This window comes from uncultured Granulicatella sp. (genome assembly GCF_963521425.1).
GTDB lineage: Bacteria > Bacillota > Bacilli > Lactobacillales > Aerococcaceae > Granulicatella.
The window spans coordinates 20,704-36,908 of record NZ_CAUQUN010000020.1 but is presented as its reverse complement, the minus strand read 5'-3'; the positions used below and the strand labels follow the sequence as shown (position 1 = coordinate 36,908).

Genomic DNA, 16,205 nt, shown 5'->3' with positions numbered 1-16,205 from the left:
TTACGAAAGCAAAACAACAAACAAATATTCGTTCAGCAACGAAAGACCAAACTTCTGTTATTAAAACACCGAAGAAATTATCATTAGAAGAATCATTAGAATTCTTGTCAGATGATGAATATTGCGAAATCACACCAGAAACAATTCGTTTAAGAAAACAAATCTTAAACAAAGGTGAGCGTGAAAAAGCAAATAAACGTAAAAAACAAGCAGAAGCTGAAAATAATTAATATAGAACGTAAGAATAGAAACTGACTTTGCTTTATAGTAGCAACGGCGCCAGCAGCCTCGCTTTTGCGAGTCTCATTGCTAAAATTTGAGCCTAAGGTCTCAAATTTTCCGGTGATAAAATCCATCAATGGATTTTATCACTAAAGCTACTATGCAAAGTTGTTTCTATTTTGAACGTATTATTATCAGAGCACGAATATAAGTTGACTTTGCTAATAGTAGTTACGGCGCCAGCAGCCTTCTTGATATGAGGCTCATTGCTAAAGCTATTATGCAAAGTCTTTTTTTGTTGAACAACTTTTTGATTAGGTTTCTTTTCAATCCTGGCTTAGAAGCGTATAATGAATGGTACTAAAGGGGAGAAGTTTATGAATGAAGTAGACATGTATCAAACATTTGTAGATGCTGAAAAATTTTACTATGACAAGTTTTGGTTAGGAGTTATTGGAGTAGCTCTAACGTTATTCTTTTTGTTGGTGATGATTTTGTATGCGAATAAAAAGCAAAAGATAATTAGTCTTCTATTTGCAATGATTTTAATCATTCCAACTGGAATATATTTGGAGAGAAATTTTGTACAGTATCATTCAACCATTCAATGGATGAGCCAACTAACCCCAGCGGTGCGTGAGTATGTACGAAAGCCATTTTCCAAGGAACATTATTCTGCTTTTGAACAGAAAAGTTATCGTGGGAAAAATAATCCCAATCAATATCCTGAACAATTGTATCAAAAGACTCAACTACAAGAAGAAGTCGTTTATCTAGGAAAGGATAGAAATTTTATTTATGTTCAAATCGGGAATGATTCTTATAAAATATCGAAAGATTTACTAGAAATACGGGATACAGTTTCTTCATCTAGTCGAATTGCTACAAAGTATGTTTTAAAAGATGACAGATTTACAAAAGAAGGATTTGTAAAAGAATCAGCTGTTTTCTTAGAAAAAATTGTGATTCCAAAAGAATTAGAGAGTTTAGAAGTGGAGGCTTCAATTGCTAATGCTTTAAAATCTAGCACTAAAAAAATGGGGACATGGACGATTTCATAAAGAGTAAAAAAACGAGACGATTTAATTGTCTCGTTTTTTATATAGTATTTAATTTATCAAGTATCATTTGGCCAATTCGTTCAATATCTCTTTGCGTACCACGTAATTCAAATTCATCTAATACAGGGAAGTGGAATCGCTCAGAATATTGGCGAGCGGTTAAACAAAATTGCTTGTTAAAGTTTCGATTTCCGCTACCGACAATGCCAAAACATTTTTTGTAATTGTCATTGTAAGAAAGAAAGTCTCCAAGAGGATTCGTTAGAATTTCAGTATAACCTGTGTCTACGCCATTTCCACCTTCTAAATAGGTTGGAAGAAAAGCAATGGTAGGATGCTCTAATTCAAAAAATTCTGTATGATCCCGAATAATGTCTTTAACATTGATTAATTGGATTTGTAAAGAGGATTGTTGAAATTTAAAATACTCGACTAATTTTGTGACAAAACTATGAGTATTGCCTGTTAAGCTAATATAAGCAATGGTTAATGATTGATTCATATGATCCCTCCTTGATGTAAGTATCATAGCATAAAAAAATGATAAAACCAATGGACTCTAGGATGGAATGATAAAGAATTTTTATTTCTTGAATTGTTAAATGCACGAGACCTTGCTTTTCAAAAACTGTAAAATCGGCTATAATACTAAAGAAACGTTTAAGAAAAAATATAGAAGTGGAGATATATACATGTCAAATCAATTAGCTGCAGAAGTTTCTTCACGTAAGACTTTTGCCATTATTTCTCATCCGGATGCGGGTAAAACAACGATTACTGAACAATTACTATTATATGGTGGAGCGATTCGTCAAGCGGGGACCGTTAAAGGGAAAAAGACCGGTAAATTCGCAAAATCAGACTGGATGGAAATTGAAAAACAACGTGGGATTTCTGTAACGAGTTCTGTGATGCAAGTGGAATATGATGGGAATCATATTAATATCGTAGATACACCAGGGCACGAAGATTTCTCTGAAGATACATATCGTACATTAATGGCGGTAGATAGTGCAGTCATGGTCATTGACAGTGCAAAAGGGATTGAGCCACAAACAAAGAAATTATTCGAAGTTTGTAGTATGCGTGGCATTCCTATTTTTACATTTATTAATAAATTAGACCGTGATGGACGTGAACCATTAGAGTTGATTGCCGAATTAGAAGAAGTATTAGGTATTGATGCTTATCCAATGAACTGGCCAATGGGGATGGGAAAAACATTTTTAGGGCTATATGATATTTATAACAAGCGTGTAGAATTAATGCATCCTGAAGAAAATGGGGATAATGACTTTTTACCATTAAATGAAGATGGAGAAGTTGAAGGGGATTATGCGTTCAAACAATCAACTTTATATGAACAAGCCATTGAAGATGCTCAATTATTATTAGAAGCAGGTAACGAATTCAGCGAAGAAGCGATTGCGAACGGAAAATTAACGCCAGTATTCTTCGGTTCAGCCTTAACAGGTTTTGGAGTACAAACATTTTTAGATGCCTTTGTGGATTTTGCGCCAAGTCCATCTGCTAAGAAAACAGAATCTGGAGAAAAAGTTGAACCATTAGAAGAACAATTTAGTGGATTTATTTTCAAAATTCAAGCAAATATGAATCCGGCTCACCGGGACCGTATTGCGTTTGTACGAATTTGTTCCGGAGAATTTACTCCAGGTATGGATATTACTGTAAATCGTTCTCAAAAGAAAATGAAATTATCTCATACAACGCAATTTATGGCAGATTCTCGTGAAACTGTAAAAGCAGCGGTTGCTGGGGATATTATTGGTTTATACGATACAGGAAATTTCCAAATTGGAGATACGATTTATAGTGGTAAACAAGCAATTCAATTTGAACCACTTCCACAATTTACACCGGAATTATTCAATAAAGTGGCTGCAAAAAATGTGATGAAGCAAAAATCATTCCATAAAGGAATTGAGCAATTAGTGCAAGAAGGATCCATCCAATTATATAAAACTTACCATACTGGTGAATATATTCTTGGAGCTGTTGGTCAATTACAATTTGAAGTATTCCAATATCGTTTAATGAATGAATATAATGCGGAAGTTGTGATGACTCCAATCGGAAGCAAAATTGCTCGTTGGATTGATGAAGCAGACTTAGATCCAAATATGTCTTCAAGTCGTAACTTATTATGTCGAGACAGATTTGACCAACCAGTATTCCTATTTGAAAATCAATTTGCGTTAAATTGGTTTAAAGACAAACATCCATCGATTGAATTAAAATCATTATTTTAATGAAATTTACCGTAGAGGAAGAACTTTCTCTACGGTTTTCTTTCGTATAACTAATGTTAAGTATCTTTCATAAGTTTAGGGGAATCTAACTGATTTTCAAGCGAAAATATGATACACTAATGCAGTAGGAGTTGGAGATTATGAAAAAGAAAGCAAATATTAAAACAAATGCCATTCGTATGGTAGAACGTCAAAAAGTTCAGTATCAAATTTTCGAATATGAATGGGACGAAGAACATTTAGATGCCGTTCATGTGAGTGAACAAATGGGCATTTCAGTAGATCAAGTATATAAAACAATTGTATTACATGGAGATAAAACAGGTTATTTAGTAGCTTGTGTTGCAGCAGACCATGAATTAAATTTAAAAGCTCTAGCAAAAGCATCTAAAAATAAAAAAGTAGAGCTAATCCCAGTATCTCAATTAGAAAGTTTAACAGGATATATTCGAGGGGGATGTTCACCTGTCGGTATGAAGAAAAGTTTTCCAACTTATATTGACTTACGTGCTAAAGAACAAGAGACGATTCGAGTTTCAGCAGGTAAGAGAGGAATACAAATAGAATTAACACCACAAGATTTACAACAGCTAACTAGAGCAGAATGGTTTGATAATTTAGAAAATTAATAAGAAAGGATTTTTTATGAGCGAAGTAAAAGAAGAAACAACTGTAACGGAATTAAATGAAGTTTTAGAAGACATCGTCGCACCGCAAGAAGAGGAAGTTGAACGTGTCGTATTTTGGGTAGACGAAACGCATGTAAAAATTAAAGAAGTACATTACGAAATTGTTGAAGATTATCGTGAAGGTTTTGAATTAGATGCCTTTAATGCACGTTATCAAGATATTTTTGAAAAATATGAGTATATTGTTGGTGATTGGGGACATGAAAAATTACGTCTAAAAGGGTTTTATGAATCAAAAAATAGACTAGCAACTCCAGATAAGAATATTGCATATTTACAAGATTATTTATATGAGTTTTGTAATTTTGGTTGTCGTTATTTTGTATTAAAGAGAGATCCAAATGTAAAACCTGTCATTATAGAAGAAGAAGGAATTCAAAAACGACCAAAAAGTAAACAACAAAAACGAAATAACAGACGATTGAATAATGAAAGAGTAGAAGACAAAAACTTTAAAGGAAATTCACAAAAAAATAATCGTTTTACATCTAAAAAACGTAATTTTGATATGAAAGAAACATCCAAACAAGATTTTGGTCTGAAAGAAATGACGCATAAAGAAAGTTTGCATATGGATAATAAGCAATCTTCACCACAACCATTGAAAAATAAACGTCAAGGACGTAATTTCTCAATGAAAGAAGTGGAACAAACAAAATATCAAAAAAATACACCAATGAAACAAAAAAATAATCATCCTAATAAGAGATTTGATATTCGAGAAAAACCACAAAAAAGAGGGAAATAAGCATGTACAAAGCGTATTTTATTGATCTAGATGGAACAATGTATAAAGGAAAAGAACGTATTCCAACAGCAGAAGAGTTCATTCGTCGTCTGCAACAAGCCAATATTCCATTTTTATTTGTAACGAATAATGCTACTAAAACTCCTCAACAAGTCGCTGACAATTTGAGAGAAAATTATGGAGTAGAAGTGACTAAAAATGAAGTGTATACAAGTGGAGTAGCTGCTATGGACTTTTTAGAAAGTCAAAACTTTGGCAAAAAATTAATGATTGTCGGAGAAGAAGCATTAAAAACTCAAGCAGTAGAAAGAGGCTATGAACTTGTAGAGGAAAATCCAGATGTTGTTTTACAGTCACTAAATCGTGATACAACTTATGCTGAATTAGAAGCTGCCACTTTAGCGATTCGTGCGGGGGCAAAATTTGTTGTAACAAATATCGACTCTAATCTTCCAAGTGAAAAAGGATTTATTCCAGGTTCGGGTTCTATTACAGCATTTTTAAAAATGTCTACACAACAAGAGCCGATTGTGATGGGAAAACCAAGTAGTATTATTATGGAGTCAGCTTTGAACTATTTAAATCAACAATATCCAGAGCAACATTTTACAAAAGAAGATATTGCAATGGTTGGAGATAATTATAATACAGATATTCAAGCGGGGATTCAGTATGGAATGGATACTTTAATGGTTTTAACAGGATTCTCTACAAGAGAAGATTTAGAAGGAGTAGCACAACCTACGCATCTAGTGAATAATTTAAGTGAGTGGAAGGTATAAGGATGTCTACAAGCATTAAAAGATGGAGTTTTTCGATTGTCTTAGCATTGTTCTTATTGAGTACAGCAATTACCTTTGTCATCTTTTTTGAGCCACTATTTCGAGGTGTCATTTTATTATTTGGCTTAGAACAGCATAGTGGAATTTCTACAGCAAAATTAATGGAGAATTATCATGTGTTAATTTCTTATTTAACAAGACCTTGGATTAAGGAATTAGTCATGCCAGATTTTCCAAGTTCTCCTCAAGGATTATTTCACTTTGAAGAAGTAAAACGTTTATTTATGATTAATTTTGTCATTGCAGTGATCTCTACGATTGTTTCACTTGTTTTGATAAGAAGGTTGAAAAAAGAAAGAAAATTATTCCTATTACTTACTCCGTTAAAAGGAATATTATATGCTACACTGTTATTTGTCGTATGTTTAGTTAGCTTTTTCGATGTTATTTTTGTAAAATTCCATGAATTATTTTTCCATAATTCAGCATGGATTTTTGATCCACGATTAGATCCAATTATCGAAGTATTGCCAGAAGAATTTTTTATGATTTGCTTTTTAATCGTATTTCTATGGCTTGTCTTTGGGATTATGGGGATACGGAGATGGATCCGAAAACAAGAACACGTTTAATTTAAAAATATACTGTATAAACTATCAATCGTAAGAGGAAAACTTAGGACGATTGATAGTTTTTTGTTGTTTTAATACTCAAAAAAATTAAAACATGGTATGATAACGAGGAGAGAATAATGACCGAGGGAGAAAGTATGAAAATATCTGTAGTAATTCCTTTTTATAATGAGGAAAGAATGATTGAAAAAATGTACAGTGAATTAGTTCATGTACTAAATCAACAAACAAAAGAAGAATTTGAAATTATTTTAATTGACGATGGAAGTAAAGATAAAACTTTTGAAAAAATATTAGAAATTGCTAAAAATGACGAGAGAGTTCGCTATTTGAGCTTTAGTCGTAATTTCGGGAAAGAAGCTGGAACAATTGCAGGATTACAATATGCAACGGGTGAAGCTGTTATTTTAATGGATGGGGATTTACAACATCCACCTGCACTCGTTCCACAAATGATTGAAGCTTATAGGGAAGGATATGATGTCGTCAGCGGTCGTAGAACAAGAACGGGGGAAAGCCAGTTTCGTACATTTTTAGCAAATCGTTTTTATAAATTAGCGAATCGACTAATGGATACTCCTGTAACGGATGGAATTTCTGAGTTTCGTTTATTTAGTCGAAAAGCTGTACGAGCGATTTTATCATTGAATGAATATAATCGTTTTTCAAAAGGACTTTTCTCATGGATTGGGTTCAAGGAAAAAGTAATTGAATATGAGAACCATGTTCGTGAAATTGGAGAAACAAAATATTCTTTAAAATTTTCATGGAATTATGCGATTCAAGGAATTTTATCGTTTAATGATAAACCATTACGTGCATGTATTAATTTAGGTCTCGGTTGTTTATTATTATCTATGTTATATATTGTGTGGATGTTTATTAAATATATGATTGATCCAAATTCCTTAGTGAGTGGCTATTTCACAACGATTTTTGCAGTTGTATTACTAGGGGGAATTCAGTTAATTTCAATTGGAGTGTTAGGAGAATATATCGGGAAAATTTATTATGAAGTCAAAAAACGTCCTCACTATTTAGTGGATAAAACGAATTTTGAGGAGGAAAAAGATGAGTAAAAAGAAAGTAGTTTACTTAACGAGTTTCTTCCTACCAATTGGCATTATGCTTGTTTCGTGGATCATTAATGGATTTTTTCCATTTGGTGCAAAATCATTGATGGCAGTAGATTTTAATGCGCAATATATTGGTTTATATGCATATTTGAAACATCTCTTTTTTAATGGAGATTGGAATAGCTTTTTCTATTCTTTTTCAAAATCCATTGGGGGAGGAATGCTGGGGATTTGGGGATTTAATTTAATCAGTCCGTTTAATCTATTGTATTTCTTCTTTTCAGAACAAAATTTTCAATGGGCAGTTATGTTAACCATTGGTCTTCGCTATGGAGTGATGGGACTTACTTGGACACATTTTTTTGTAAAGAGATATGATGGGTTAGAAAAAAATCCTGAATTTCTACCCCTTTTTGGAAGTTTATATGCTTTGAATGGATTTAATGTTAGTTATCAAATGAATCCTATTTTTTATGATGGGATGATTATGTTACCACTTGTATTAATGGGTGTAGAAGAAGTGTTGGATAGAACAGGTGCCAAACGCTATGTCCTATTGTTAGCTTTAGCTTTATTACTGCATTTTTACATGGGATATATGATTTGTATTTTTGTAGTTATCTATGCATTGTTTTATTTATTCAAATCAAAAGATAGAACGTTTAAACAAGGATTTCTTCAATTACTTCAACTGGGCTTTTATTCCATTTTAGCAGTTGGTTTAGTAGCCTTTATTATTGTTCCAATTTTGATGAGCTTAGTTTCTACGAAAGGTGGACTTGAAAGTAAGTTATTATTTGAATGGAAATTACAAATTGATCCTTTTGATATTTTTTCTAAATTATTTTTAGGAGCATTTGATAATTCTTCTTGGCCAGCAGGTCCAAATTTACCAAATATTTATGTGGGAACGCTAGGAATGATAGGAACAGTTTATTATTTCTTAAGTTCTAACATTCAAAAAAGAGAAAAAATTGCTTCTTTAGGTGTCTTAATTGTTTTTATCCTATCTTGTGTTCATGAATTTACAAGTAAATTATGGCATATGGGACAAAATCCGGCAGGATTCTTCTATCGATTTTCTTGGATTATGGCATTTTTCTTAGTTTATTTAGCTTATTTATCCTTAAGAGAAGTCGAGCAATTAAATTGGAAAAAGTCATTAGTAGTTGCTGGAGTCATGATTTTGATTTTCATATTAGTGATGACAAGAGAATATTCTTTCTTAATTGTTCCACAAAAAATTGCGACATTAGCATTAATTTTTGTAATATTGTCTATTTTAGTGTGGCCGAAAATTCATAAAAGATGGGCATTTTTGGCAGCAGTAACTGCAATTGAATTAATGATGAATGCAACGATTGTTCAATCGAGAGTTGGGTATACGGATGCGTATAAATATCAAGATGCTGTAAAACAATTACAAACAGCAGTAGCTCCAATTCGCCCAAATGATAAGGAATTTTATCGTATTCATGGAAGCTTCCATTTAAGTAAAAATGATCCATTTATGGCAGATTATCCAGGAATGTCAGTGTTTAGTTCTAATTTGGAAAATTCAACAAGAGATTTATTTGAACAATTAGGAAATACCGGCATTAATGCGACCACTTATTATTATGGAACACCATTAAGTGATGCATTATTTAGTTTAAAATATTGGATGACTCCTAAACCGGTCTATACGAAGGATTATCCAGATACAAGTAAAATGTATGTATTTGGAAAATATGCAACTCGTTTAGATATTACAGAAAATACTCCAGTAGTTTATGAAGAGGAGAGAACAGAAGTATTTCAAATTCCACAAACTCTGCCAATAGCATTTGGAGTAAATGAAAAATTGGCTTCATTAGAATTAAGAATGAATCAACCCATTCAAAACTATAATAAAATTGCAGCAGCTCAATTAGGAGAAGACGTTAAATATTTAGAGATGTTAGCAGCAAATGAAATTATAACTGATAATTTTTTAGCAGTTGAAAGAGCCGAGACATATCAAAGGATTGATTCTTCAAAACCAGCTAGCGTAATATACCGTTTTACTCCTCAAACAGATGAAGAGTATTGGATCACTTTACCAACACGTTTTTCAAGAAATGATAAAAATAATATTAAGATGTATCTCAATGGAGAGGAATATCATTTCTTAAATAATTATCAAGCGACTCAATTAGTAAATATTGCTTCACAGTCACAAGGAAAGTCTATTGAATTTAAGATTGAAGTGAATACAGATGAAGAGTATACTTTTACTGGCGTTAGATTAGCAAAAACTTATCGTTCAGTTGCAAATCAATTTATTCAAGAACGTCAAAATCAAGCAATACAGTTAACCCATTGGGATAACTCTCATATTCATGGAACAGTTACGATTACAGATGATAGTAGTGTGATGTTTACTTCGATTCCATACGATAAAGGCTGGATTGTAAAAGTTGATGGAAAAGTTATTGAAACAAGAAAAATTTGGAATAGTTTACTAGGTTTTGCGATTACGAATGGAGAACATACAATTGAATTAAGTTTCATTCCAGAAGGATGGTTTGCAGGAGTAGGGATTTCTATCGTATCACTTATTGTATTCTTTGGATTGATTTATAAGAAATGGATATAGTTTTTAGAATAAGACTTCTATTGGTTAGCTAGTTAACTGATAGGAGTCTTTTTCAAGTATAGTTTTTTTGGGCTAAAAATAGTTTAGTAACGAGAAAAAATATTAAAGAAAAACATCTTGTACTAGCAGTAATAAAATCTGTTTTAACAGATTTTATTAGAGGAAAATTTGAGACCAAGGCTCAAATTTTAGCCATGAGATTCGCTTTGCGAAGCTGCTGGCGTCCTTTGCAAGTTACAAAATGTTTTTCTTTAATATTTACTTATGGTTCTTAAAAAATTCTTTGAGGTCATTTAGGCTGATATCGCTACTGTTTGATAAAGTTTCTTGTAATTGACCATCTTTAAAGACAAGTAAAGTAGGAATAGAATCAATATGATACTGTTCTGCAAACTTTGCTAATTCATCCGTCTTATTTTCCGTATCAATATAATAAATTGTAGCATTAATACTTCTAGCAGCCTTTCTTAATTTTGGAGCAAACTCCCTACAATACGGACAAGTTTCACGTCCAACATATACAAAACGAAGTTGTCTCTTTAGATCCTTCATTTCTTCTTGAATCCTTGTATTATCTAGCTCTACAAAATGACGTGTTGCTTGAACATATTCACTGGAACGATAAACCAAAGTGTTGTCATTTGAAACAAGAATACGAGGATTAACGAAACATAACATTATAACAACACCAATATAGGATGCAATCAATTTTTTTCGTGGACTCCAAGTTTTAAAGAAGTGATCTTTTAGGAATATAAAATAATATCCAGATGCTACAAGAAATTGTAAAAAAATCCATAGTAATGAAAATTCACTAACGAAATAATTAAATATCATATAACCTAAAAGAAAAATTAAGAATATACAATCCCCTTTTGTTAAATATTTAACTTTAGACATTACACCCACACCCTTTACTATTTTATAATTAAAGTATAGCAGTATTTCTAGAAAATGAAAGCGGTTTATAAATAGTTTTTTTGGGAAAAAAACCGAGATTATCCTTTTTCACTATAACGAATAAATGATAGGAGTAGTAGGAAGTTGTACGGTTAATTTATGAAGGATATTATGATGAGGATTTATATATGTAGCAAAGGACACCATGAGACCTGTGAGATGCTACTAACGTTCTTTGCAAGCTACAAAATTTTTTTTAATATTTACTTATGGTTCTTTAAAAATTCTTCGAGGTCGTTTAGGCTGATATCACTACTGTTTGATAAAGTATCTTGTAATTGACCGTCTTTAAAGACTAGTAAAGTAGGAATAGAATCAATATGATACTGTTCTGCAAACTTCGCTAATTCATCTGTCTTATTTTCCGTATCAATATAATAAATTCTAGTATTAGTAGTTCTTGAAGCCTGTTTTAATTTTGGAGCAAATTCCCTACAATACGGACAAGTTTCACGTCCAACATATACAAAACGAAGCTGTCTCTTTAGATTCTTCATATCTTCTTGAATTCTTGAATTATCAAGCTCTACAAAATGACGTGTGGCTTGCACATATTCTGTTGTTCGGTAAATCCAAGAGTTATTTTTAAAAACAAATAATGGAGGAGCGATTAAAAGAATCATTAAGCAAACAGCAATTATGTACTTTGTTAGAGTAGAAAATTTATTACTTAAAGGAGATTTAGATACTAAATAGTAAGCTCCTGTTGCTACGAAAAATTCATAGAGAATCCAAAGTAAGGAATTTCCACTAATAAAATAATCAAATAGCGAAAAACAAATAAGAAGGATTGAAAACAATTTTTCATCTTTCGTCAAAGACTTAATCTTACACATTAAAACCAACTCCTTTAATATTTTGTTTTTTTAAGAAAACGTGAAATCATACTTTTGTCCCATTGTAGTAGGACGAGAATATGCTATAATTTTCCTAAGAGAGTTGATAAAGGAGAAGTCTTATGAAGAAACATATGATTCAAGTTATTAAACTATTTTTCTTTGTAGCCGTTAGTGCAGCTGTTTATGAAGAAATGGATAATACAGCAGAAGTATTTTTATTCGCTTTACTTTGTTATGGAATATTTTTCTATGTTCTATTCCGTAAAGAAATGAATCCACCAAATTGGAAAACATACCTACATAAGGAAAAAGAATTACAAGGCCCGTCAGAAAAACAACAAGAGATTTATAATAAGGCAGGTCTAACAGAAAGCGATGTAGCCTTTTTTAGAGAAAAAATGAATCGAGCAAAAACTCAAATTCAACAAATCGAAGCTTATATAAAACAAAATAATAAACTAGAAGCGATTGCGAATCGTTATCAAATCGTCACCGTTTTAAAAGATTATTTCAAGGAAATTGTTCAACATCCCGAACGATTACATGCCGTTGATAAGTTTTTAAATACGTATTTACCAGGTTTAGAAGAAATGATGGGAAAATATATTGAAATTGAAAAACATATCTCTAAAACACAGGAAACTTACCAAATGTTGGATCAAACAATGAATTTCATAGATGACTGTTGTCTACAGATTGAAGCAGACTATCAAAAATTCCAAGCACAAGATTTTAATGATTTATATTTAGAAAAGGAATATATTCAAAAACAATCTCAAAAAGAAGAGTTTGAAGATTTTTAGGAGGAAATATACATGACAGAAAAACAAACAACAGTAGAAGATTTAATTCAAAATCCATTTGGAGAACAAGTAAGCGTAACACCATTATCAGAAGTGTCTCATGATTTTCCAGCAACACAAACTGAAGCAAGTCCGAAGAAATTAATCGATACATTGGATGAACAACATCAAGAACAAGCTCGTGCATTAGCGAAGCAAATTGATGAAAAAAATTTACAAGCAATTATTAGTTATGGAGCTGCAGCGCAAAAACAATTAGGAGAATTTTCTCATCAAATGCTTTCTCATGTACAAGCAAAAGATACTGGAGAAATTGGGGATATTTTAAACGAATTAATGGAGCGTTTAAATGAAACAGATCCAAATGATTTAGTAGCTGAAAATCAAGGCTTCTTCCAAAAATTCTTTGGAAAAATTAAGAAGAGTATTTATGAAATGCAAGCGAAGTACCAAGAAGTGGGCTCACAAGTCGATAAAATTGCGATTCGTTTAGACCACGAGAAAAATGGTTTATTAAATGACAATTTATCTTTAGAACAATTATATCAACGTAATAAAGATTTCTTTGATGCTTTAAATATTTATATTGCAGCTGGAGAACTAAAATTAGTTGAATTACAAGAAACATTAATTCCTGAAGCTTTAGAAAAAGCACGTGTAACAGGAGACCAAATGGATGTACAAGTCGTGAATGACTTAGAACAATTCCTAGACCGTCTAGAAAAAAGAAATCATGACTTGAAATTAACGAGACAAATGACGATTCAACAAGCACCACAAATTCGTTTAATTCAAAATACAAACCAAGCATTAGCTGAAAAAATTCAATCATCCATTACAACTACAATTCCATTATGGAAAAACCAAATAGCGATTGCGATGACATTATTACGTCAAAAAGATGCAGTAACAGCACAAAGACAAGTGTCAGAAACAACGAATCAATTAATTCAAAAAAATTCAGAAATGTTGAAAATTTCTACAATTGAAACTGCTCGTGAAAATGAACGAGGCATTATTGATTTAGAAACATTACAAAAAACTCAAAAAGATTTAATTGAAACATTAGAAGAAACATTGAAGATTCAACAAGAAGGTAGAGCAAGAAGAAGAAAAGCGGAAGTTGAATTAACAAATATGGAAGAAGATTTAAGACAAAAATTATTAGTGTTAAGTCATAAAGAAAAACAAATTCATCAAGATTAATAGAATGGAATGCTAGATAGAGTTACAAGTTTAAATTACGATTCAGTAGTAAAGTTGTAATCTGCTTGTAATAAAATAAACTTGCGATTTTTTCAAACATTATTTACAATAGAGATAAATAAATTTTTTAATGAGGTGAGAAAATGCACGTTTGGATCGTAGTAGTAGCATTATTAGCTTTAGCAGTATTTTTCTTATTCATTTCATTGTTCTTAAAAGACAATCAATATGAAGATGAATTAGATGAATTAAGTGAAGGCTTATTAGAATTAAATCGAGAAGTGTATTCTTTAAAGAAAAAAATTCAAGAGTTGGAAGGAACACCAATTTATCGTGCTCCTGTTGAGCATACTCCTCAACCTGAACCAGAATTTACATTTATTCCACAACCAGTAGTTGAGCCAGAACCAACTTTCACTCCAAGATTTGAAGAAAAAGAAGAAGTTCAACCAGTTTTTGAACCAAAACCAACATTTACTGAATCATCTAGTTCTCAATCAGAACAAGAAGAAGAGTTACACAGTATTACTCGTAAACATATTTTGACTTTATTTAGTCATGGTGGTTCTTATGAAGAAATTGCTGAACAATTAAATGTACCAGTTTCAACTGTTCAATTAGTTATTGATAGCTATTTTGAATCAGATTCACATTAAGGAGGGGTATTATGAGTAAAACAAAATTTCGCTCTTTAGGTGTAGGATTCCTTTTATCAGCAATTTTCTTAGCTTTGGTAACAGTGGCATGGCCATTTGTTCCTGAAACATTGAAAACTAAATTAGATAGCGTTCACTTACCATTAGTAACGGATACTGTTAAAAAAACTGAAGAAACAACTACAGCTGCAGCAACAACACAAAGTGCTCAGAAAGCTGAAACAACTGAAACCACTACAAAAACAACGGCTAAAGTTGCAGATAAACCTGTAACAATTACAGTTGAAAGTGGAGAAGTATCTAGTGATGTAGCTCGTAAATTAAAAGAAGCAGGACTTATCACTGATTCTAAAGCATTTGTAGATTATTTATTAGAAAATAATATTGCTGAAAATATTTTGGCAGGTTCATTTGAAATCCAACCAAATAGTAGCTTTGAAGAAATTGCTCGTACAATTGGAGCGTTACGTTAATCTATAAAAATAAGAGGTAAACACTTAAAATAGTGTTTACCTCTTTTCTTGTTTTAGATTGAAGATTGTTTCATCCAGATTAAATAACTAAATAAGACAAAAATTAAAATCGTTAAACTAATGAGTATTTCGATAGTAACAAATAGATTCAATAGAGGAATTTGTAAAATTCCTTGAGTCATTTTCAGTGAAGTTGCTGTAACAATAGTTGGGAATGTTAAAGCTGAAAATGAGGGGTGAAATCCTTGTTTTAAAATTTGTGGTAGGCGACTTAATACTAAAAAGAAAAATAATTGAGAGGCAATAATCATCAAAACGTATACCCAAAGTGGTAGATAAATTACCCACACTCGCACTAATGAAGCAAGTAATAATGAAAATGGTGCACAATAGATTCCTTCTTGACCTAATAACGAAGTAGGAAGTGGTTTTTTCTTTAAGTCTGTATAAATACGTGGGTATAAATAAAAAGTAAGGATAAAACCAAAAATAATTGTTGAGTAGGCTATTTGTATTATTCCTACAACTGGATAAGTTAGAGCGGCAACAGCAATTCCAACATAAAGAACTGTCCAACTAGGAGTAGCATAAATTCTTTCTTTTGAAGTCAATAATTGAATCGTAAAATAAGTGATTAATCCAATATCTAAAAGGAATGAAAACCACCAAATGAATTGTGCTAAGTAAGGGACACTTGGCAGTATACGTAATAAATATGTTGATAAAATCATTCCTGCCATAGGGAAAGTAGCCATTCCGGATAAAACGGGCGGTTTCTTTAATTCTTGCTTGCCTTCTTTCCAATCTAATAAATGTGAGATTAAGAAGATAATCCATAATCCTAATCCTATGCTACTAAAAACATGAGATAATTCAGGCAAGTTGTTTGAGATAAGATTTCCAGCGCCAGCTAACCCAAGAAGGCAACCGGAAAATGCTAAAGGTAACTTTTTCATAAAAATCCTCCAATAATCTTTTTGAGAAAAGTATAACATAAAAATAAATGTAGGAGAATTTAAATTTGAAAGGGATTAAAATTTAAATTAGGAAGAGTGTTTCCTTTTACAGTTGTATCTAATTAAGTTTAAATAATTTTAAATTCTGATAGATTTATTATTAATCCAAATCTAAATTATGCTATAATGGAGCAGTGAATATTAAAAGATGGATG

16 protein-coding genes and 1 pseudogene are annotated in these 16,205 nt (G+C 31.7%); 13 read left to right on the top strand and 4 right to left on the bottom strand.

Annotated features, from left to right (window positions below):
- Both RWO76_RS06115 and RWO76_RS06110 read left to right on the top strand, forming a co-directional pair.
- Positions 1 to 230 (top strand): annotated as a pseudogene (locus RWO76_RS06115) (translational GTPase TypA); the annotation flags it as partial.
- Positions 231 to 599: 369 nt separating this feature from the next.
- Entirely contained in the window at positions 600 to 1,283 is a 684-nt protein-coding gene (locus RWO76_RS06110; RefSeq protein WP_314354779.1) for a hypothetical protein, read from the top strand.
- A 37-nt stretch (positions 1,284 to 1,320) separates the two neighbouring features.
- Here RWO76_RS06110 and nrdI read toward each other — a convergent pair whose 3' ends face one another.
- Positions 1,321 to 1,785, bottom strand: a complete 465-nt coding sequence (nrdI, locus tag RWO76_RS06105) for a class Ib ribonucleoside-diphosphate reductase assembly flavoprotein NrdI (RefSeq protein ID WP_314354778.1) — start codon at positions 1,783 to 1,785, stop codon at positions 1,321 to 1,323.
- Between the two features lie 190 nt (positions 1,786 to 1,975).
- On the opposite strand from nrdI, the gene RWO76_RS06100 reads away from it, so the two are divergent.
- From RWO76_RS06100 to RWO76_RS06070, 7 genes are all read left to right on the top strand, one after another.
- The gene (locus RWO76_RS06100; RefSeq protein WP_314354777.1) at positions 1,976 to 3,553 is read left to right on the top strand and encodes a peptide chain release factor 3; all 1,578 of its coding nucleotides are present in this window, start codon (positions 1,976 to 1,978) and stop codon (positions 3,551 to 3,553) included.
- Between the two features lie 140 nt (positions 3,554 to 3,693).
- On the top strand, positions 3,694 to 4,182 hold the full coding sequence (gene ybaK / locus RWO76_RS06095; RefSeq protein ID WP_314354776.1) for a Cys-tRNA(Pro) deacylase: 489 nt from the start codon (positions 3,694 to 3,696) through the stop codon (positions 4,180 to 4,182).
- Between the two features lie 16 nt (positions 4,183 to 4,198).
- Positions 4,199 to 4,990, top strand: coding sequence for a YutD family protein (locus RWO76_RS06090; protein ID WP_314354775.1), 792 nt, complete (start codon positions 4,199 to 4,201; stop codon positions 4,988 to 4,990).
- Positions 4,991 to 4,992: 2 nt separating this feature from the next.
- Positions 4,993 to 5,772 carry a TIGR01457 family HAD-type hydrolase gene (locus tag RWO76_RS06085; RefSeq protein WP_314354774.1) on the top strand — a complete coding sequence of 260 codons (780 nt, stop codon included), beginning with the start codon at positions 4,993 to 4,995 and terminating at the stop codon, positions 5,770 to 5,772.
- 2 nt (positions 5,773 to 5,774) lie between these two features.
- Positions 5,775 to 6,404 carry a TIGR01906 family membrane protein gene (locus RWO76_RS06080; RefSeq protein WP_314354773.1) on the top strand — a complete coding sequence of 210 codons (630 nt, stop codon included), beginning with the start codon at positions 5,775 to 5,777 and terminating at the stop codon, positions 6,402 to 6,404.
- Between the two features lie 137 nt (positions 6,405 to 6,541).
- Positions 6,542 to 7,483, top strand: coding sequence for a glycosyltransferase PgfS (gene pgfS, locus RWO76_RS06075; RefSeq protein WP_314354781.1), 942 nt, complete (start codon positions 6,542 to 6,544; stop codon positions 7,481 to 7,483).
- Positions 7,476 to 10,097 carry a YfhO family protein gene (locus RWO76_RS06070; protein WP_314354772.1) on the top strand — a complete coding sequence of 874 codons (2,622 nt, stop codon included), beginning with the start codon at positions 7,476 to 7,478 and terminating at the stop codon, positions 10,095 to 10,097. Before pgfS ends, RWO76_RS06070 begins: the two co-directional genes overlap by 8 nt.
- Before the next feature lie 258 nt (positions 10,098 to 10,355).
- Here the strand turns inward: RWO76_RS06070 and RWO76_RS06065 are convergent, their stop codons facing one another.
- Both RWO76_RS06065 and RWO76_RS06060 read right to left on the bottom strand, forming a co-directional pair.
- Positions 10,356 to 10,775 (bottom strand): thioredoxin family protein, encoded by a 420-nt coding sequence (locus RWO76_RS06065; RefSeq protein ID WP_399543127.1) that lies wholly within the window; start codon positions 10,773 to 10,775, stop codon positions 10,356 to 10,358.
- Between the two features lie 485 nt (positions 10,776 to 11,260).
- Positions 11,261 to 11,893 (bottom strand): thioredoxin family protein, encoded by a 633-nt coding sequence (locus tag RWO76_RS06060; protein ID WP_314354771.1) that lies wholly within the window; start codon positions 11,891 to 11,893, stop codon positions 11,261 to 11,263.
- A gap of 122 nt (positions 11,894 to 12,015) precedes the next feature.
- Here RWO76_RS06060 and RWO76_RS06055 point away from each other — a divergent pair, with 122 nt between their 5' ends.
- The 4 genes from RWO76_RS06055 to RWO76_RS06040 all read left to right on the top strand — a co-directional run bounded on the left by RWO76_RS06055 (position 12,016) and on the right by RWO76_RS06040 (position 15,034).
- Complete coding sequence (locus tag RWO76_RS06055; protein WP_314354770.1) at positions 12,016 to 12,699, top strand: 5-bromo-4-chloroindolyl phosphate hydrolysis family protein; 684 nt, start codon at positions 12,016 to 12,018, stop codon at positions 12,697 to 12,699.
- Positions 12,700 to 12,711: 12 nt separating this feature from the next.
- On the top strand, positions 12,712 to 13,905 hold the full coding sequence (locus RWO76_RS06050) for a toxic anion resistance protein (RefSeq protein WP_314354769.1): 1,194 nt from the start codon (positions 12,712 to 12,714) through the stop codon (positions 13,903 to 13,905).
- Between the two features lie 143 nt (positions 13,906 to 14,048).
- Complete coding sequence (locus RWO76_RS06045; RefSeq protein WP_314354768.1) at positions 14,049 to 14,561, top strand: DUF6115 domain-containing protein; 513 nt, start codon at positions 14,049 to 14,051, stop codon at positions 14,559 to 14,561.
- An 11-nt stretch (positions 14,562 to 14,572) separates the two neighbouring features.
- Positions 14,573 to 15,034 carry a hypothetical protein gene (locus RWO76_RS06040; protein ID WP_314354767.1) on the top strand — a complete coding sequence of 154 codons (462 nt, stop codon included), beginning with the start codon at positions 14,573 to 14,575 and terminating at the stop codon, positions 15,032 to 15,034.
- Between the two features lie 53 nt (positions 15,035 to 15,087).
- On the opposite strand, the gene RWO76_RS06035 is transcribed toward RWO76_RS06040, so the two are convergent.
- Positions 15,088 to 15,990 carry a TDT family transporter gene (locus tag RWO76_RS06035; protein WP_314354766.1) on the bottom strand — a complete coding sequence of 301 codons (903 nt, stop codon included), beginning with the start codon at positions 15,988 to 15,990 and terminating at the stop codon, positions 15,088 to 15,090.
- Positions 15,991 to 16,205: the final 215 nt, after the last annotated feature.